Origin of the sequence: Ferrovibrio sp., assembly GCF_041906005.1 — a bacterium.
In the GTDB taxonomy this organism is placed as follows: Bacteria; Pseudomonadota; Alphaproteobacteria; order Ferrovibrionales; family Ferrovibrionaceae; genus Ferrovibrio.
The window spans coordinates 3,024,899-3,041,725 of the sequence record NZ_JAYRJY010000001.1 but is presented as its reverse complement, the minus strand read 5'-3'; the positions used below and the strand labels follow the sequence as shown (position 1 = coordinate 3,041,725).

General features: G+C 65.5%; 20 protein-coding genes. 10 read left to right on the top strand and 10 right to left on the bottom strand.

All coding sequences use genetic code 11. The features are described from left to right. The first annotated feature begins 66 nt into the window (after positions 1-66). The 5 genes from ACE3OO_RS14905 (at position 67) to ACE3OO_RS14885 (ending at position 5,004) form a co-directional block, all read left to right on the top strand. Entirely contained in the window at positions 67-1,041 is a 975-nt protein-coding gene (locus ACE3OO_RS14905) for a transcriptional regulator GcvA (protein WP_374304211.1), read from the top strand. A gap of 109 nt (positions 1,042-1,150) precedes the next feature. Then, entirely contained in the window at positions 1,151-2,188 is a 1,038-nt protein-coding gene (locus tag ACE3OO_RS14900; protein ID WP_374304209.1) for a sulfate ABC transporter substrate-binding protein, read from the top strand. 9 nt (positions 2,189-2,197) lie between these two features. After that, positions 2,198-3,052: a sulfate ABC transporter permease subunit CysT gene (gene cysT / locus ACE3OO_RS14895; protein WP_374304207.1), complete on the top strand. Its 855-nt coding sequence runs from the start codon at positions 2,198-2,200 to the stop codon at positions 3,050-3,052. 1 nt (position 3,053) lies between these two features. After that, positions 3,054-3,932 (top strand): sulfate ABC transporter permease subunit CysW, encoded by an 879-nt coding sequence (gene cysW / locus ACE3OO_RS14890; RefSeq protein ID WP_374304205.1) that lies wholly within the window; start codon positions 3,054-3,056, stop codon positions 3,930-3,932. Between the two features lie 25 nt (positions 3,933-3,957). Next, positions 3,958-5,004, top strand: coding sequence for a sulfate/molybdate ABC transporter ATP-binding protein (locus tag ACE3OO_RS14885; protein ID WP_374304204.1), 1,047 nt, complete (start codon positions 3,958-3,960; stop codon positions 5,002-5,004). Here the strand turns inward: ACE3OO_RS14885 and ACE3OO_RS14880 are convergent. Next, positions 5,001-5,441: a MarR family winged helix-turn-helix transcriptional regulator gene (locus ACE3OO_RS14880; RefSeq protein WP_374304203.1), complete on the bottom strand. Its 441-nt coding sequence runs from the start codon at positions 5,439-5,441 to the stop codon at positions 5,001-5,003. The genes ACE3OO_RS14885 and ACE3OO_RS14880 overlap by 4 nt on opposite strands. Positions 5,442-5,588: 147 nt before the next feature. Between ACE3OO_RS14880 and ACE3OO_RS14875 the strand changes: the two genes are divergently transcribed. The 4 genes from ACE3OO_RS14875 to ACE3OO_RS14860 are packed head-to-tail and all read left to right on the top strand — an operon-like array spanning position 5,589 to position 8,579. Next, positions 5,589-6,563, top strand: coding sequence for a PLP-dependent cysteine synthase family protein (locus tag ACE3OO_RS14875; protein ID WP_374304202.1), 975 nt, complete (start codon positions 5,589-5,591; stop codon positions 6,561-6,563). Positions 6,564-6,594: 31 nt separating this feature from the next. Beyond that, positions 6,595-7,212: a glutathione S-transferase family protein gene (locus tag ACE3OO_RS14870; protein WP_374304200.1), complete on the top strand. Its 618-nt coding sequence runs from the start codon at positions 6,595-6,597 to the stop codon at positions 7,210-7,212. 43 nt (positions 7,213-7,255) lie between these two features. Continuing rightward, on the top strand, positions 7,256-8,347 hold the full coding sequence (locus ACE3OO_RS14865; protein ID WP_374304198.1) for a YeeE/YedE thiosulfate transporter family protein: 1,092 nt from the start codon (positions 7,256-7,258) through the stop codon (positions 8,345-8,347). A 16-nt stretch (positions 8,348-8,363) separates the two neighbouring features. After that, positions 8,364-8,579, top strand: coding sequence for a hypothetical protein (locus ACE3OO_RS14860; RefSeq protein ID WP_374304197.1), 216 nt, complete (start codon positions 8,364-8,366; stop codon positions 8,577-8,579). Between the two features lie 9 nt (positions 8,580-8,588). Here the strand turns inward: ACE3OO_RS14860 and ACE3OO_RS14855 are convergent, their stop codons facing one another. The 3 genes from ACE3OO_RS14855 to ACE3OO_RS14845 are packed head-to-tail and all read right to left on the bottom strand — an operon-like array spanning position 8,589 to position 10,501. Next, positions 8,589-8,894: a hypothetical protein gene (locus ACE3OO_RS14855; RefSeq protein ID WP_374304195.1), complete on the bottom strand. Its 306-nt coding sequence runs from the start codon at positions 8,892-8,894 to the stop codon at positions 8,589-8,591. A gap of 57 nt (positions 8,895-8,951) precedes the next feature. After that, positions 8,952-9,362: an MmcQ/YjbR family DNA-binding protein gene (locus tag ACE3OO_RS14850; RefSeq protein ID WP_374304193.1), complete on the bottom strand. Its 411-nt coding sequence runs from the start codon at positions 9,360-9,362 to the stop codon at positions 8,952-8,954. A 29-nt stretch (positions 9,363-9,391) separates the two neighbouring features. Next, on the bottom strand, positions 9,392-10,501 hold the full coding sequence (locus tag ACE3OO_RS14845) for a PA0069 family radical SAM protein (protein WP_374304191.1): 1,110 nt from the start codon (positions 10,499-10,501) through the stop codon (positions 9,392-9,394). Between the two features lie 98 nt (positions 10,502-10,599). On the opposite strand from ACE3OO_RS14845, the gene ACE3OO_RS14840 reads away from it, so the two are divergent. Further along, a complete protein-coding gene (locus tag ACE3OO_RS14840; RefSeq protein ID WP_374304190.1) occupies positions 10,600-11,157 on the top strand; it encodes a flavin reductase family protein in 558 nt (185 codons plus the stop codon). 122 nt (positions 11,158-11,279) lie between these two features. Here the strand turns inward: ACE3OO_RS14840 and ACE3OO_RS14835 are convergent, their stop codons facing one another. The 6 genes from ACE3OO_RS14835 to ACE3OO_RS14810 all read right to left on the bottom strand — a co-directional run bounded on the left by ACE3OO_RS14835 (position 11,280) and on the right by ACE3OO_RS14810 (position 16,786). Further along, positions 11,280-11,741 (bottom strand): GNAT family N-acetyltransferase, encoded by a 462-nt coding sequence (locus tag ACE3OO_RS14835; RefSeq protein WP_374304189.1) that lies wholly within the window; start codon positions 11,739-11,741, stop codon positions 11,280-11,282. 128 nt (positions 11,742-11,869) lie between these two features. Further along, entirely contained in the window at positions 11,870-12,445 is a 576-nt protein-coding gene (gene moaB / locus ACE3OO_RS14830) for a molybdenum cofactor biosynthesis protein B (protein ID WP_374304188.1), read from the bottom strand. 26 nt (positions 12,446-12,471) lie between these two features. Next, entirely contained in the window at positions 12,472-12,756 is a 285-nt protein-coding gene (locus ACE3OO_RS14825; RefSeq protein WP_374304186.1) for a DUF3303 domain-containing protein, read from the bottom strand. A 10-nt stretch (positions 12,757-12,766) separates the two neighbouring features. Beyond that, positions 12,767-14,578, bottom strand: a complete 1,812-nt coding sequence (locus tag ACE3OO_RS14820; protein ID WP_374304185.1) for a lytic transglycosylase domain-containing protein — start codon at positions 14,576-14,578, stop codon at positions 12,767-12,769. Between the two features lie 115 nt (positions 14,579-14,693). Further along, entirely contained in the window at positions 14,694-15,902 is a 1,209-nt protein-coding gene (locus ACE3OO_RS14815) for an MFS transporter (RefSeq protein ID WP_374304700.1), read from the bottom strand. Further along, positions 15,902-16,786: a uracil-DNA glycosylase gene (locus ACE3OO_RS14810; RefSeq protein ID WP_374304183.1), complete on the bottom strand. Its 885-nt coding sequence runs from the start codon at positions 16,784-16,786 to the stop codon at positions 15,902-15,904. The genes ACE3OO_RS14815 and ACE3OO_RS14810 overlap by 1 nt, the downstream gene beginning before the upstream one ends. Positions 16,787-16,827 lie beyond the last annotated feature (41 nt).

The window sequence follows — 16,827 nt, the reverse complement described above, 5'->3', positions numbered from 1 at the left end:
AAACTAAATACACAAATTTACGCATGTTCTATACTGTGAACACATCCGATCGATGGATGGAGCGCCATGCGCCAGCCGGTTGCCATCACGTTTGCGCCGAACGGGCCGCCCACCGGGCGGCCGGGATCGAAGCGCCGCCTGCCGCCGCTGGTCGCCCTGCGCACCTTCGAGGTGGTGGCGCGGCATTTGAGCCTGATCCGCGCCGCAGACGAGCTTTGCGTCACGCCGGCCGCGGTCAGCCACCAGATCCGCACCCTGGAGGCCCATCTGGGCATGGCCCTCTTCCGCCGTTCGGGCCGCAACATCGTGCTGAGCGAGGCGGGCCAGGCCTGCCTGCCCGGTATTCGCGACGGCTTCGAGCGCCTGAGCGATGCCATCGCGCAACTGGAGACGCTGGGCGAAGGCGGCGTGCTGACCGTGAGTGTCGCGCCCTCGTTCGCCGTGAAATGGCTGGTGCCGCGGCTGGACCGTTTCCAGCAGCAGCATCCCGCCATCGACGTACGCGTGGCGGCGTCGAACCAATTGGCCAATTTCGCCAGCGATAACGTCGATCTTGCCATCCGCTATGGCAGCGGGCGTTATCCCGAACTAAGGGTCGAACGCCTGCTGCAGGAAGCGATCTTCCCGGTCTGCAGTCCCGAGCTGGCGCAGCAGCTGAAGCTGAAGACGCCGCATGACCTGGCCGCCACAACGCTGCTGCATGACGACAGCCCGGACGAGGACCAGTCCTGTCCCACCTGGCAGATGTGGCTGCGCGCCGCCGGCGCGCATGACGTGGATGGCAATCGTGGCCCGCGCTTCACGCAATCCAGCCTGGTGCTGGAAGCCGCTTTGCATGGCCGCGGCGTGGCACTGGCCAAGGCAACGCTGGCCGAAGCCGATCTGCACAAGGGGCGGCTGATTCGGCTGTTCGATGACGAGACACCGCTGGACTTCGCCTATTACATCGTCGGACCGCAGCGCAAACTGGCTTTGCCGAAGGTGGCCGCTTTCGTCGAATGGCTGCGCGCGGAAGCTGCCATGAATGGCGAACCGAACTAAAGGATCGACGCAAATGCAATTTGCGGAATGGCTCAATTGCTTTCAATTGTCGCTGTCAGGGGCTGCTTCCAGATTGGGTCCTGCCGATCCATCACTCAGCGAGGATGCCATGTTCACAACCGCTCCGAAATTTTCCCGTCGCCTGCTGCTCGCGGCGGCCACCTTACTGCCGCTGGCCGGTGGCTTCGCGGCAACGCCAGCCGCCGCGCAGAGCGTGACCCTGCTCAATGTTTCCTATGATCCGACCCGCGAGCTGTACCAGCAGTTCAATGCCGCCTTCGCAAAGAACTGGGAGGTCACCAATCCCGGCCAGAAGCTGCAGATCCGTGCCAGCCATGGCGGTTCGGGCAAACAGGCTCGTTCGGTGATCGACGGGCTGGATGCCGATGTGGTGACACTGGCGCTGGCCTATGACATCGACGAAATCGCCGAACGCGGGCTGATCGGTTCCGACTGGCAGAAACGCCTGCCCGACAATGCCGCGCCCTATACCTCGACCATCGTGTTCCTGGTGCGTAAGGGCAATCCCAAGGGCATCAAGGACTGGAACGACCTGATCAAGCCAGGCGTGCAGGTGATCACCCCGAACCCGAAGACCTCGGGCGGCGCGCGCTGGAATTACCTGGCGGCCTGGGGCTATGCCGAACGCAAGACCGGCAAGGCCGAGGATGGCCGCAAGTTCGTCGAGCAGTTGTTCAAGAACGTACCCGTGCTGGATACCGGCGCGCGCGGCTCGACCATTACCTTCGTTCAGCGCGGCCTGGGCGACGTGCTGCTGGCCTGGGAGAACGAGGCTTTCCTGGCAATCAATGAGCTGGGCAAGGACAAGTTCGACATCGTGGTGCCGAGCGAATCGATACTGGCCGAGCCGCCGGTCGCCGTGGTCGACAAAGTTGTGGACAAGCGCGGCACACGCCAGATCGCCGAAGCCTATCTGAAGCATCTCTACAGCAGGGAAGGCCAGGAGCTGGCGGCAAAGAACTACTACCGCCCGCGCGACCCGCAGGTGGTCGCCAAATACGCCGAGACCTTTCCCAAGCTGACGCTGTTCACCATCGACCAGCAGTTCGGCGGCTGGGCCAAGGCGCAGAAGGCGCATTTCGGCGATGGCGGCGTGTTCGACCAGATCTACAAGCCGAGCAACTGACGAGGCATCGTGCCCGAAACCATTTCGCGTATACCCTTCAAGCCGCAGCCCAGCGTGATCCCCGGTTTCGGGATCACGCTGGGCATAACGGTTCTGTGGCTCAGCCTGATCGTGCTGATCCCGCTCTCTGGCCTGTTCCTGAAATCGGCCACGCTGGGCTGGGAGGCCTTCTGGACCGGCATCAGCTCGCCGCGCGTGGTGGCCGCGCTGAAGCTGAGCTTCGGCACGGCTCTGGTCGCCGCCGCGGTCAACGCCGTGCTTGGCCTGATCGTGGCCTGGGTGCTGGTGCGCTACGACTTCCCCGGCCGCCGCATTGTCGACGCGCTGGTGGACATTCCCTTCGCCCTGCCCACCGCCATCGCCGGCATCGCGCTGACCACGCTGTGGGCCGAGAATGGCTGGCTTGGCAGCCTGCTCGCCCCTCTTGGCATCAAGGTCGCCTTCACGCCGCTGGGCATCGTGGTCGCGCTGATCTTCATCGGCCTGCCCTTCGTGGTGCGCACGGTGCAACCGGTGCTGCAGGATTTCGACCGCGAGGTGGAGGATGCCGCCGAAAGCCTCGGCGCCGGCCCCTGGCAAGTTTTCACGAAAGTCATCTGGCCCAGCATCCTGCCCGCCACCCTGACCGGCTTCGCGCTGGCATTTGCCCGCGCGCTGGGCGAATACGGCTCGGTGATCTTCATAGCCGGCAATCTGCCGCTGAAATCCGAGATTGCCCCGCTGCTGATCGTGATCAAGCTGGAGGAATTCGCCTATGCCCAGGCGACGGCCATCGCCGTCGCCATGCTGGTTGCATCCTTCCTCCTGCTGCTGGCGATCAACGCGCTGCAGCGTTGGGCCGAGCGACGCGAGCGGAGGCGCTGACATGGCGACCGCAATCACCGCCACGGGTGCAACCCGCCGCGACGCCGTCCGCCCGCTGCGCAGGCTCGGCCGCATCGCGCTGATCCTCACCGCACTGGCTTTCCTCGGCCTGTTCATCGCGCTGCCGCTGGTGCTGGTATTCCTGCAGGCCTTTGCCTCGGGCTGGCAGGCCTATATCGCGGCGCTGACCGAACCCGATGCGGTGGCCGCGATCAAGCTTACGCTGATCACCGCTGCCATCGCCGTGCCGCTGAACACCGCATTCGGCCTGGTCGCGTCCTGGGCCATCACCAAGTTCGAATTTCGGGGCAAGAGCTTCCTCATCACGCTCATCGACCTGCCGTTTTCGGTGTCGCCGGTAATCTCTGGCCTGGTCTTCGTGCTGATGTTCGGTCTGCAGGGCTGGCTGGGACCATGGCTGAAAGCCAATGACCTGCAGATCATCTTCGCGGTGCCCGGCATCGTGCTGGCCACCATGTTCGTCACCTTTCCCTTCGTGGCGCGCGAGCTGATCCCGATCATGCAGGAACAGGGCAATCTGGAAGAGGAAGCCGCCTTCACGCTGAATGCCTCGGGCTGGCAGACCTTCTGGCGCGTTACCCTGCCGAACGTGAAATGGGCCCTGCTCTATGGCGTGCTGCTGTGTAACGCCCGCGCCATGGGCGAATTCGGCGCGGTGTCGGTGGTGTCGGGCCATGTGCGCGGCCTGACCAACACGATGCCGCTGCATGTCGAGATCCTCTACAACGAATACAATTTCGTCGCCGCTTTCGCCGTTGCCTCGCTGCTGGCGATGCTGGCGATCGTCACCCTGATCCTCAAGGCCCTGCTGGAATGGAAGCTCGCATACGACCGCGTGCCCGCGCAGGACCATTCCTGAACCCGAACCGGACGGAACCACCAGCATGCGTATCGATGTCGTCAGCGTGTCGCGCCAGTTCGGGGAGTTCCAGGCCCTGCGCAGCGTCGACCTTACCGTGCAGTCGGGTGAACTGGTCGCCCTGCTCGGCCCCTCTGGCTCGGGCAAGACCACACTGCTGCGCGTGATCGCCGGTCTGGACTGGCCGGATGCCGGCGATATCCGTTTCGACGGCGCCAGCACCGGCGGACGCCCGGCGGGCGAGCGGCAGGTCGGCTTCGTGTTTCAGCATTACGCGCTGTTCCGCCATATGACGGTGTTCGAGAACGTGGCCTTCGGCCTGCGCGTGCGGCCCAGGAAGGAGCGGCCGAGCGAAGCCGAAATCCGCCGCCGTGTCGACGAGCTGCTGCGGCTGGTGCAGATCGACTGGCTGGCCGACCGGATGCCGGCACAACTGTCCGGTGGCCAGCGCCAGCGCGTGGCGCTGGCCCGTGCGCTGGCCATCGAACCGAATGTGCTATTGCTGGACGAGCCGTTCGGCGCGCTGGATGCCAAGGTGCGCAAGGAGCTGAGGCGCTGGCTGCGGCGACTGCACGAGCAGCTCGGCATGACCTCGGTCTTCGTCACCCATGACCAGGAGGAGGCGCTGGAACTGGCCGACCGCGTGGTGGTGATGAACAAGGGCCGCATCGAGCAGATCGACACCCCTGCGCGCCTCTACGACAACCCCGCCACCCCCTTCGTCTCCAGTTTCCTGGGCGACAACAACGCACTGGACTGCCACGTGGCGGCCGGATCGGTGCTGGTGCCCGGTATCGACACGGCGGCACTTGAGCGGGTCGACCTGCCCAACGGCAAGGCGAAGCTTTATGTGCGGCCGCACGATATCGCCATCAGCGCCGATCCCGACGGCGAGGCTCGTGTGCGATTCGTTTCCGCGGTGGGCGCCTTTGTGCGGATCGAGGCGGAACTGCCCGACGGACGCATCGTGGAACTGACCCGCACCCGCGAGGAACAGGCCGAAGAACCGCTGGCGCTGGATGCACGCGTGGGCCTGCGGCTTTACCGCGCCCAGGTCTTCCCGGGCAGCTAATCCGCCACCAGCCGCTTCGCCAGCCCCGGCATCGCCGCCCCCAGCCGGGCCACGTCGTCCAGCACGAGCACGCGCCCCAGCAGGCGGTGCGCCTCGCGCCACAGCGGCATGGCGGCCTCGAGCTGCCGCGCGCCCTTTTCGGTGAGCCAGACGGCGCGGCGGCGCAGATCGGTTTCCACCATGGCGATCTCGATCTGGCCGTCACGTTCGAGCTGGCGCAGGTTGCGCGACAGCGTCGACTGTTCCAGCCCGGCCCGTTCCGCCAGGGCGCCGACGGTGTCGTCGGTGCTGGCGGCGATTAATGCCATCAGGCCGAACTGGGCCAGGTTGAGCCCCGATTCCAGCAGGTGAAGATCGAAAAACCGCGACACCAGCCGCGCCGCCATGCGCAGGGTCAGGCCCGGGCAGGTCTCCACCACGGCGCGGGCGTCGCGCACGAGTGTCTTGCCGGTCGGCGTTTTACCAGCCGGCGTTTTGCCGGCGGGGATCTTTCCTGGCCGGGCCTTGCCTGTCCCGCGTTTCCGTGGCTTCATATTATATGTATATACATATTTTGCAGATACATGCAATTGGAAAGGCAGCACATGGCCAGTTCGGCACACAACCCGGCGCAGGATTTCGGGACCGACCGCTCGGTGCTGCAGCGCATCGGCAACACGCCGCTGCTGGAGCTGCGCCGCATTGTGCCGGAGGATCACGCACGCATCCTGCTCAAGATCGAAAGCGTCAATCCCACCGGCAGCATGAAGGACCGCATGGCGCTCGCCATGGTCGAGGCCGGCATCCGGAGCGGAAAGCTGCAGCCGGGGCAGCGCGTGGTGGAATATACCGGCGGCAGCACCGGGGTTTCGCTGTCGCTGGTCTGCGCCGCGCTGGGCTATCCGTTGAGCATCGTCACCTCGGATGCCTTCAGCGCCGAGAAACGCCGCCACATGCAGGCGTTGGGCGCGGAACTGACCATCGTGCCGAGCCAGGGTGGCGGCATGGATGCGGCGCTGACGCGCGCCATGATCGCGGCGGCGCGGCAGATCATGGAGCAGACCGGCGCCTTCTGGACCGACCAGCTCAACAACACCGACCAGATTTCCGCCTATCACGCCATGGCCGACGAGATCTGGGCGCAGACGGGCGGCGGCGTGGATGCCTTCGTGCAGAGCACCGGCACGGCGGCCTGCATCCGGGGCGTGGCCGAGCGCCTGCGGCAACATAAAACGGATATCCGTATCGTGGCAGTGGAACCGGCGGAATCCGCCGTGCTGTCGGGCGGCCCCAGCGGCGTGCATAAAATCGAGGGGGCCGGCGCGGGTTTCATCGTGCCGCTGTGGCGTGACGGCATCGCCGACACGATCATGCCGGTTTCCACCAATGAGGCCATGGCAATGGCGCGACGGCTGGCACGGATGGAAGCCTTGTTTGCCGGTACATCGACAGGCGCCAATCTGGTGGCCGCCCTGGCCGTGGCGCGCGAGCTGGGGCCGGAGGCGACGGTGGTGACCGTACTGTGCGATACCGGCATCAAATACATCAGCACTGCCCTTTACAGCGGAGACGAGGCATAATGCCGGGCCGCTCTTGCCCCGGAATGCCGCCATGCTCACGCTTTATTACGCACCGAACACCTGCGCGCTTGCCTCGCATATCGCGCTGATCGAGGCCGATGCCACCTACGAGCTTCGGCGCATCGATTTCGCCGCCGCGCAGCAGCGCAGCCCGGATTACCTGGCCCTCAATCCCAAGGGCCGCGTGCCGGCGCTGGTGACGCCGCAGGGCGTGCTGACGGAAACACCGGCCCTGCTGGCCTTCATCGCGCAGAGTTTTCCGGCTGCCGGCCTCGCCCCGCTGGACGATGCCTTCGCCTTCGCCCGCGTACAGGAATTCAACAGCTATCTCTGCGCCACGCTGCATGTGGCGCATGCCCACCGGATGCGCGGCTATCGCTGGGCCGACGACGAGGCGGCGATTGCCGCGATGCAGCGCAAGGTGCCGCAGAGCGTGGGCGAAGGCTTCGCCCTGATCGAAAACGACATGTTCGCCGGCCCCTGGGTGATGGGCGACAGCTATACGATCTGCGACCCCTATCTCTTCACGCTTGCGCAGTGGATGGAAGCCGACGGGGTCGATCCCGCGCGGTTTCCCAAACTGCTGGATCATCGCAACCGGATGAAGGCGCGACCCTCGGTTTCGCGGGCAATCGCCGAGGAAACTTGATCCGGATCAAGGCCACGCAGCATAGGGCGGCCATAATCACAGAATGGATTTGTCCTTCCTGATCGAGCTGCTGGGCGAACCCGGCGCGGCTGCCGCGGGCGGGCTGGCCGTGGGGCTGGTGTTCGGCGTGGCGGCGCAGCAAAGCCGTTTCTGCCTGCGGGCGGCCACGGTGGAATTCGGCCGCGGCATCCTGGGGCCGCAGCCCTTCTCGCCCGCCATCATCGGCCCGCGCATTTCGGTGTGGCTGCTCACCTTCGGCACGGCGATGGTCTGGACCCAGGCATTGCAGGCCTTCGGCATCATGGACCTGCGCGAGGCGCGCATGCTGGCCGTGCCCGGCTCGATCTCGGGCGCCATCGTCGGCGGGCTGATGTTTGGCGCCGGCATGGTGCTGGCGCGCGGCTGTTCGGGGCGCATGCTGGTGCTGGCCGCTACCGGCAACCTGCGCGCCCTGCTCTCGGGCCTGGTTTTCGCTGTTGCCGCGCAGATGAGCCAGCGCGGGATTTTGAGCCCGCTGCGCGCCGAGATCGCCGGCTGGTGGACCACGGGCGGCAGCAACATCGACCTCACCGCCTGGCTGGGCATCGGCCATCGGGGCGGGCTAATGCTGGGCATTCTGGCCGCCGCCGCGGCGCTGTATTTCGCCTGGCGCAATGCCGTGGGCCTGCGTGTGCTGGTGATGGCCTCAGGCGTGGGCTTCGCCATTCCGCTGGCCTGGCTGTTCACCTATACGCTGGCGCAGCAGAGCTTCACGCCGATGCCCATCGAGGGCATCACCTTCAGCGGGCCCTCGGCGGCCACGCTGATGTTTTTCCTGCAGCCGCATGAAGCCAATTTCGCCATCGGCCTGGTGCCGGGCGCCTTCCTCGGCGCCTTCCTGGCGGCGGCCTTGACCGGCGAGCTGGAGCTGCAGGGCTTCGAGGGCGGCGCCTCGATGCGGCGTTACCTGTTTGGCGCGGCGCTGATGGGCATGGGCGGCATGCTGGCCGGCGGCTGCGCCATTGGTGCCGGCGTCACCGGCAGTTCGGCCTTCGCGCTCACGGCCTGGATCGCGCTGACCGGCATGTGGGTGGGTGCTGTTCTGACCGACGCCCTGCTCGACCGGCCGGCGGCCCTGGCCGCGCCCGCGCACTGATTTCGGAGGAAACCAGATGACCAGCGTTTACGAACTCGTGCACCGCCATGTGGAAGCCGCACTGGCCGAGGCGGCGCAGCATGCCATCCCGCCCGAAACGGTGGCGAGCGACCTGATCGCCGATGCCGTGCGCGTGCTGAAAACCCGGCGCAGCATCGCCGATATCAAATCCGAACTGATGTTCGTGATCGAGAATCTGGAAGACCGCGATTACGAATTTATGAGACCCTAGACTGCAATCTCAATAAAACGGCTCGTCCTCGTCGGGATCGCGGAACAGCACGTCGTTCTGGAACATCACGGCGGCGCCCATCTGCACGCTGCCGAAGGTGAGCCCGGTGAAGAACCACAACAGCAGCACCGGCATGGGATGCAGGGCGGTGTCCAGCAGCAGGCGACCGAGCCCGAAGGCATTGCTCCAGATCACCGCCGCCACGAAGACCGAGGCCAGGCCAAAACCGACCAGCGCATGCAGCCCAAGGAAGCGCACATGCGGCGGCATCCAGGCGATCAGGCGGCGCAAGCCGTATCTGCGGCGGGTGGTCACAATCAAAATTATAGCGCGCAAACACCATCGCGCCGCATGCGATGATGTCGCAGGGTTTCAGCCATCGAGTTTCGCGACCAGTTTCTTCGGCGCGATCAGGCAATAGCTGCGCCGCACCAGTTCGGCCACCTCGGCCCAATTCACAGCGCGGTCCAGCCACATGCCCACCCAGCCCTTGTGGCCCAGATAGGGCGGCACGAAAAACCGCTGCGGATCGGCGCCGACCAGAACCTCCTGGCTGCCCGGCTGCGCCTTGCACCAGACCGCAGCGCGCCCGTCGATGGCGCTTTCCAGCGCGAAGATCTTGCTCCGGATGCGATAGGTGGGGATATCCCAGGTCTCGCGCTCCTCGGCCTCGGGCAGGGCCAGGCACAGTTTCCGCAGCCGGTCGCCGATCTGATTGTCCGGGGTCCGTCTGGGCGCCATGCGACGCACGTCGTTTTTCTTCGGCACCTGATATTTCGCCATCCGAACAGCCCGCGCTAAAACAATCTTCCCTAAAAGAGCCGCCCCTGCCTTGCGTCCTTCTCGGGCGGCACGAACAGGTCCTTGCGCAGCCCCAGCCGACGCTCGTTGAAGCCGATGCGCTTGATCGCCAGGGCAAACCTCTGCGCGATCAGGTCGGCATAGGCTCCCTCGCCGCGCATGCGGCCGCCAAAATCGGCCACGTAATCCTTACCGCCGCGCGATTCCTGCACCAGCTTCATCACCTTCGATGCGCGATCGGGGAAATGCTCGGTCAGCCATTCGCGCCACAGCTCCTTCAACTCAAACGGCAGGCGCAGCAGTACCCAGCCGGCCTCGCGGGCGCCAGCCTCCCAGGCCGCTTCCAGCAATCGCTCCAGCTCCATGTCATTGACGGCGGGGATCATCGGCGCCGTCATCACGCCGGCCGGGATGCCGGCCTCGTTGAGCATTCTGATGGCTTCCAGCCGTTTGGGCGGCGTGGAAGCGCGCGGTTCCATGGCACGGGCCAGTCTGCGGTCCAGCGTGGTCAGCGAGACGAACACCTTCACCAGACCGAGCTTTGCCATCTCGGAGAGAATGTCGATATCGCGCGTCACCAGATGGTTCTTGGTGACGATCCCGAGCGGATGCCGCGTTTCCAGCAGCACTTCGAGAATCGAGCGCGTGATCCTGAGCTCACGTTCCACCGGCTGGTAGGGATCGGTGTTGGAGCCCATGGAGAGCGTGGCCGGGCGATAGCCTTTCGCCGCCAGTTCCTGCCGCAGCAAGGCGGCGGCATTGGGCTTGAACACGATCTGGGTTTCGAAATCGAGACCGGGCGAGAAGCCGAGATAGGCATGGCTGGGCCGCGCGAAGCAGTAGATGCAGCCATGCTCGCAGCCGCGATAGGGATTGATCGAGCGGTCGAAGGGAATGTCGGGCGATTTGTTCCAGGCGATGATGTGACGCGTGCTGTCTTCATGCAGCACGGTTTTCAGCGGCTCGGCCTCTTCCAGATTGTCCCAGCCGTCGTCCTCGCGCTGACGGGTTTCCGAGTCATAGCGGCTGCGCACGGTGCTCAGCGCACCCCGGCCGCGCCGCGCGTCGGGATGGGCGTGGTCGGCAGGCGTGGAAACGGCGCGCTGGACGATCTTGGACATGCCGGGAGATTACCCTGGATATGAGAACATTTCAAGAAATAACGAGATTATAGGAATTTCGTCTTGCCGGTTTGGCTCTGCGGGCGTAGGCTTTGGCCATGGCGCTGAAATCCCTGCCGCTCTCCGATGTCTACGCCCTGCTGGAACCCGGCCCCGTGGTGCTGCTGACCACGGCGGACAAGACTGGCCGCGCCAATGTGATGACCATGTCGTGGCATATGATGATGGAATTCACGCCGCCGCTGGTGGGCTGCGTGGTCAGCGAAGGCAATTTCAGCTTCAAGGCCCTGCGCGCGACAAAGGAATGCGTGATCGCCATCCCGGCGCGAAGGCTGGCCGCCAAGGTCGTGAAGGTGGGCAACTGCTCGGGCCGCGACTTCCCCGACAAATCTGGTGCCGACAAGTTCAGGGCAGTGGGATTCACGCCCCTGCCGGCCAAAGACGTGCATGCGCCGCTTGTGGCGGAAGCCTTCGCCAACCTGGAATGCCGCGTGGTCGATACGCGCATGGTGGCGCGTTACAACATGTTCGTGCTGGAAGTGGTGCGGGCCTGGCGCGATCCGGCACAGAAAAACCCGAAGACCATCCATCATCAGGGCTGGGGCCGCTTCGCCGTGGATGGCCGCATCATCACGCTGAAATCAGAGAAGGCATAAGTCGAACCAGAAAGGCCGTCATGGCCGGACTTGGCCCGCCATCCATGTGTTCTTTCACGTGTCGAGACGTGGATGCCCGGCACACGGCCGGGCATGACGATTTCCCTTAGCCGGTTGAACCTTCACAGCTCGATATTATACCGCACGAAGGGCGCGCGTTTGGCCACGCGCTCATACAGCCGCCGCGCCGTGCCGTTGAATTCCTCGGTCTGCCAGTACAGCACACCCGCCCCTTTGGCGCGGGAAATCTCGGTGACGGCTGCGATCAGCCGGCGGCCGATGCGTTTGCCGCGCGCCGCCGGCACCACGAACAGATCCTGCAGATAGACATTGCCGCCCCGGTTCCAGGTGGATGGATGCAGCAGGTATTGCACCAGGCCCAGCGCGGCATCACCCTCCCAGGCCATCAGACCCTCGATGGCATTCGTGGGATCGAGCAGCCGTTCCCAGGTGAAATCAGTGACGGCCTCCGGCACGGATTTTTCGTAGAAAGCCAGATAGCCGCGCCACAGCGGCTCCCACTGCGCGCGTTCGTTCGGGGCCACCGGACGGATGGCGATATCGGACATGGAATCATTGGACATGGGGAATCGGGTTCCTTTAAGCGAGACCCGCTCCGATTAGCGCAGCCGCAATGCCGGCATAAGCGCCAGTTTATGCAAAAGACATAGGACCAGTACGGAATGGGGAGCCAGTTGCGGCCCCGCCCCTCTTACTTGCCCCCGCCGCGCCGCTCATGCTCGCGCAGGCGCGGAAACAGCTCGACGAAATTGCAGGGCTTGTGGCGATAGTCGAGCTGGTCCTTCAGGATCATGTCCCAGGCATCACGGCAGGCACCGGGCGAGCCGGGCAACGCGAAGAGATACGTGCCGCGCGTCACGCCGGCGGTGCAGCGCGACTGGATCGTGGAGGTGCCGATCTTCTGGTAGCTGAGCATGCGGAACAGCTCGCCGAAGCCCGGGATGCTTTTCTCGAAAATGCCCTCGAATGCCTCGGGCGTGACATCGCGGCCGGTGACGCCGGTGCCGCCGGTGGAGAGCACAACGTCGATGGCCGGATCGTCGATCCAGGCCTTCACCTGGGCGCGGATGGCATCGATCTCGTCCTTCACGATGGCGCGGGCGGCCAGCATATGCCCGGCTTCGGTCAGCCGTTCGACCAGCGTGTTGCCGGACTTGTCGTCGTCGAAGCTGCGGGTATCCGACACGGTGAGCACGGCGATGCGCACCGGCACGAACAGGCGCTTGCCATCGGCATCGACATAAGATTGCGGCTGGAGTTCGGTCATGGCGTCACCCGGCGATATGTGTGCGGTCAGGCCTTGTCCAGATAGGGCGCGACCACCTCGCGGGTATCCTGGCTGGGCACCACCGGCACGATTTCGAAGGTCATGCCGGTGCCGCGGCAATTCAGGACCCATTCCTGCAAGAGGCGCAGGTCGTCGCATTCCATAAGCTGGAAGCAGCGGTCGAAATTCGGCTCGATCCAGCTGCCATGGTATTTCAGGCCATCCGGAAAGGCGCGGCCCTGGTCGCGCACCCGTTGGTAGACCGGCACGGCATCGCGATCCTTGAAACGTTCGATGACCATGAACAGCATGGCGACTCCGTCAGCGGTTGGCGGTCTGCTGCGCCTTGTCGAAAGCCTTGTAGAGCGGCCAGCCGCCGGCCATGGCATCGGGCAGGCTGGGATCGGGTTGGCCGATGCGCGAGCGATAGATCCAGTAATTGGTCAGCACGCGCTGCACGAAGTTGCGCGTCTCGGCCAGGGGAATGGTCTCGATGAAAAGCAGCGGGTCGGCGGCGGCATCGGGATTGGCGCGCAGCCATTTCTGCAGGTTGCCGGGCCCGCCGTTATAGGCCGCGGCCAGATAGAACAGGTTGCCGCGGATCATCGGCATTTCCAGCAGGTGCTGCAGATAACGCTGACCCAGCTCGATATTGTATTCCGGCGCGAACAGCCGATGCCGGCCGCTCTTGTGATGCAGGCTGCGGTCACCGGCCACGGCGCCGGCGGTTTTCGGCATCAGCTGCATCAGGCCGGTGGCGCCGGCCGGGCTCATGGCGCGGGCATTGAAGGCGCTTTCCTGGCGCATGAAGGCAAAGACCAGCGCGCGGTCGACACTAAAGCCGCTTTCCGGCTCCCAGGGCGGCAGGGGATACAGCGCGTGGTCGAAACCCTCGCCCTTCACCGTGTACCAGGCGATGCCGATGCGCATGGAGGAAGCCGGGGCCTGCAGGCGACTGGCGAAACCGAGCAGCGCACCGGCCAGTTGATCCGGCGCCTGCGAGAACAGCCGGGTGATCTCGCGGTCGGCGCGCACGGCTTCGCCGGCTTCGCTCAAGGCCATGGCGCGACGCAGGGCCGGCATGTCGGAGAGTTTGCGCACTTCATCGGCGCTCAGCGGCGGCGGCGACCAGCGCAGCGGCTGGTCATTGCCGAGCTGGGCCAACGAGAGCTGGCCGTAGAAGGTGCGTTCCTGGCTTGCGCCGATTTCCAGCAGACGGATCGCTTCCGAGGGCTGACGCAGGCGCAGCATCACGCGTGCGCCCCACCAGGCAGCGGCGGCGCGATCCCAACCGGCGGCGGTCTTTGAGAAGGCCAGGTTCTCGAAATGATGCGCGGCATTGTCGTATTTGCCGAGCCGCCAGGCCGCCAGGCCGGCAACCCAGTCGGCTTCCGGCACGCGGGCGCGCGACCGCTGCGCCGCCGGGGCGGCATGCTGCAGGGCCTTGTCGTTCTCGCCCTCCAGTACATAGAGCCAGGCCAGGCGGCGGCGCCAGTCGTCGTATTCCGAGGCACTGAGTTTCGCGCGGATATCGGGCTTCGCCAGAAAGGCTTCGGCGTCGCGGAAACGGTCGCGTTTCAGCATGGCGTTGAACTGTGCCTCGGCCTGCTGGATCGCCTGACGATGGGCAGGGTCGCGCTCCTTCGGCACGGGACGACGGCGCGCGGTGGCGACTTCGCCCGGCTGCTCGCCATTGAACTCGCCCAGATCGGTGCCCAACGGGCCGGGTGGCGCCTTGTCCTTGCGCGGCTTCTTCTTCAGCGCCTGCTTGTAGATTTCCTCGGCGCCGGGATGGTCGCGGTATTTCACCATCCAGTCGCGCAATTCGGCATAGGAGGCGTTATAGGCGGTGGGATGCGTGAAGCGCTGGTGCAGCACATGGCCAAGCAGCAGCTTGTCTTTCAGGCGGGCGATCTCGCGGTCGGCCTTGGCCCATTCGGTGTCGGCCTGGAATTCGAAGATGCGCTGGTAGCGTTCGACATCGGCCGCATCCAGCACGGCCGGCAGGCTGGTATCGATGCCATCCGCCGTGGAGAGCGACGCGACCTGTTCGGAGGATGCAGATGAGGGCGCCGGCGCCCCAGTCTGCGCACTGGCTGGCACCTGCCCCCCGATAGCCAGGACCAGCGCCAATCCGGCAGCCCATCCCAGGCGTTTGACCCCTGCCCCGTTTTTCATCGCTGCCCCGGATAGCCCAAGATGGGTCAAGGGACAAGTAAACTTGGCATCGCCGAAAGTGGAAATCCCGCTATTCCGCCAAATGTTGCGGCAGTTTCAATATGATACCGGCCGCCGCGACGCAGCCCAGGGCACAAATCGCAATCGGCCAGGTATAGCTGCCGGCGATATCGAAGACCCAGCCGGCCAAAGTCGGCCCCAGCAGGGTGCCGGCCGCCACCGAGGTATACAGCACACCCAGCACCGCCGACATGGCACGCAGGCCGAACAGATCCGCCGTGAAAGCCGGGATCAATGCGACGAAGCCGCCATAGAACAACCCGAAGGCCAGCGCGAAGACAGCAAGCGCGAAAAATCCCTGCGCCACGATCCAGTAGAACAGCGCCACGCCGCTGAGCAGCATCACCAGGCTTAAACTGCGGCCGCGCCCGATGCGGTCGGCCAGGCCGCCCAGCACGAAACGGCCCAGCGTGCTGCCCACGCCGATCATGCCGACCAGCCAGACGCCTTCGGTGCGGCTGAGGCCCTGGTCCATGGCAAACGGCGCCAGATGCACAAAGGGAACGAAGGTGCCGATGCAGTTCAGCGCGCCGGCGGCATAGAGCAGCCAGAAGGCGCGATGCCGCAATACCGCGCGCAGGTCCATCCCGGCGGGCGGACCGGACATCGCTGCAACCTGCCCTTTGGCGCCATCGGGCTGCAGGCCCATCGCGGCCGGCGACCCACGCAGCAACACCGTCGCCAGCGCACCCAGCACCAGCACGACAATCCCAAACAGCACATAGGTGCCGCGCCAGCCCAGATACCCGATGGCGAAGGCGGCGGCAGGCGGCGCGGCCATGGTTCCGATGCCGATGCCGGCCACCGCCCAGCCCGAGGCCTGGCCGCGCTTGGCCTGGAACCAGCGCTGCACCGTGCCGATGGCGGGCACATAGGAAAAGCCGACGCCGACGCCGATCCCTAAGCCATAGAAAACCACGATGGCGGCGAGGCTGTCGGCGAAGCTGGCCGCGATCAGCCCCAGCCCGATGCAGGCCATGCCGAAACCCACCACCGGGCGCGGCCCGATGCGGTCGGCCAGCCGGCCACTGAGCGCGCCGAGCGCGAAATAGAGGAAACCGGCGGCGGAGAATACCAGCGAGACGGTGCCGCGCGAGGCACCGAATTCACGACTCAAGGGTTCGAAAAAAGCCGGAAATGTGTAGGCGGCGCCAAAGCCGGTGAACATCACCAGGAAGGCGGCGGCAACGACGATCCATCCATAGAAGACAGAGCGCATCACACGCCGAGCTGTTCCAGCTTGGCCGCAAGTTCCAGCATGTCGTGCCAGGCCTCGCGCTTCACGCCGGGCTGGCGCAGCAGATAGGCCGGATGCAGCAGCGGCATGGCCGGAATGGCGATCTCATCGCGCTGGTATTCATGCCAGCGGCCGCGCGTGCGCGTGATACCCTGCGTGGTGCCCAGCAGGGTGGCGGCGGCATGCTTGCCGGCGCAGGCGATCACCTTCGGCCGGGCCAGTTCGATCAGGCGTTCGATGAACGGCTTGCAGGCCAGGATTTCCTCGGTGGAGGGATCGCGGTTGCCCGGCGGCCGCCAGAACAGGATGTTCGAGATATAGGTGTTCTGTTCGTCGCGACCGATCGCCTTCAGCATGCGGTCGAGCAACTGGCCGCTCTCGCCCACGAAGGGCAAACCTTGCGCATCCTCGTCGCGACCGGGCGCCTCGCCTATGATCATCAGCGGCGCCTGCGGGTTGCCGCGTGCGATCACGGTGTTGGTGGCGGTGGCCTTCAGGCCGCAACCCTCGAAGGCTTTGATCGCCGCTTCCAGTTCCGGGATGGTCTGGCAGGCCCTGGCCGCGCGGCGGGCGGCACCCTCCACCTCGGAGGCCGACAGCAGGGCCGGGTTGGCGGAAGCGGTAGCCGGATGCGGGAGCGGAGTGCGGGGCGGATTCGGTGTCGCGCCTGCGAGGGCCTGAGCGGGACTTCCGGCGGCGGGACTCGCGGCGGCACGAGTTGGTTCCCTGGCCGGCTCACGTGCCGGGGGCGCCTGGGTGCGGTCGACCGGCTGCTCCCCAATCACCTCGTCCACGCCGGCTTCGGCGTAGAACAGGGCGATCTCAAGCAGAGAAGGCGGAAAATCAGTAGCTTCCGTTACGTTCATGGCCGGACAGGTGGGGCTCGCGCCGTTGGCTTGCCCCCCAT

Coding starts and splice junctions, on each gene's coding strand:
- ACE3OO_RS14905 (WP_374304211.1), top strand. CDS start 67: ATGCGCCAGCCGGTTGCCATCACGTTTGCGCCGAACGGGCCGCCCACC.
- ACE3OO_RS14900 (WP_374304209.1), top strand. CDS start 1,151: ATGTTCACAACCGCTCCGAAATTTTCCCGTCGCCTGCTGCTCGCGGCG.
- cysW (WP_374304205.1), top strand. CDS start 3,054: ATGGCGACCGCAATCACCGCCACGGGTGCAACCCGCCGCGACGCCGTC.
- ACE3OO_RS14885 (WP_374304204.1), top strand. CDS start 3,958: ATGCGTATCGATGTCGTCAGCGTGTCGCGCCAGTTCGGGGAGTTCCAG.
- ACE3OO_RS14875 (WP_374304202.1), top strand. CDS start 5,589: ATGGCCAGTTCGGCACACAACCCGGCGCAGGATTTCGGGACCGACCGC.
- ACE3OO_RS14870 (WP_374304200.1), top strand. CDS start 6,595: ATGCTCACGCTTTATTACGCACCGAACACCTGCGCGCTTGCCTCGCAT.
- ACE3OO_RS14865 (WP_374304198.1), top strand. CDS start 7,256: ATGGATTTGTCCTTCCTGATCGAGCTGCTGGGCGAACCCGGCGCGGCT.
- ACE3OO_RS14860 (WP_374304197.1), top strand. CDS start 8,364: ATGACCAGCGTTTACGAACTCGTGCACCGCCATGTGGAAGCCGCACTG.
- ACE3OO_RS14850 (WP_374304193.1), bottom strand. CDS start 9,362: ATGGCGAAATATCAGGTGCCGAAGAAAAACGACGTGCGTCGCATGGCG.
- ACE3OO_RS14845 (WP_374304191.1), bottom strand. CDS start 10,501: ATGTCCAAGATCGTCCAGCGCGCCGTTTCCACGCCTGCCGACCACGCC.
- ACE3OO_RS14840 (WP_374304190.1), top strand. CDS start 10,600: ATGGCGCTGAAATCCCTGCCGCTCTCCGATGTCTACGCCCTGCTGGAA.
- ACE3OO_RS14835 (WP_374304189.1), bottom strand. CDS start 11,741: ATGTCCAATGATTCCATGTCCGATATCGCCATCCGTCCGGTGGCCCCG.
- moaB (WP_374304188.1), bottom strand. CDS start 12,445: ATGACCGAACTCCAGCCGCAATCTTATGTCGATGCCGATGGCAAGCGC.
- ACE3OO_RS14825 (WP_374304186.1), bottom strand. CDS start 12,756: ATGCTGTTCATGGTCATCGAACGTTTCAAGGATCGCGATGCCGTGCCG.
- ACE3OO_RS14815 (WP_374304700.1), bottom strand. CDS start 15,902: ATGCGCTCTGTCTTCTATGGATGGATCGTCGTTGCCGCCGCCTTCCTG.
- ACE3OO_RS14810 (WP_374304183.1), bottom strand. CDS start 16,786: ATGAACGTAACGGAAGCTACTGATTTTCCGCCTTCTCTGCTTGAGATC.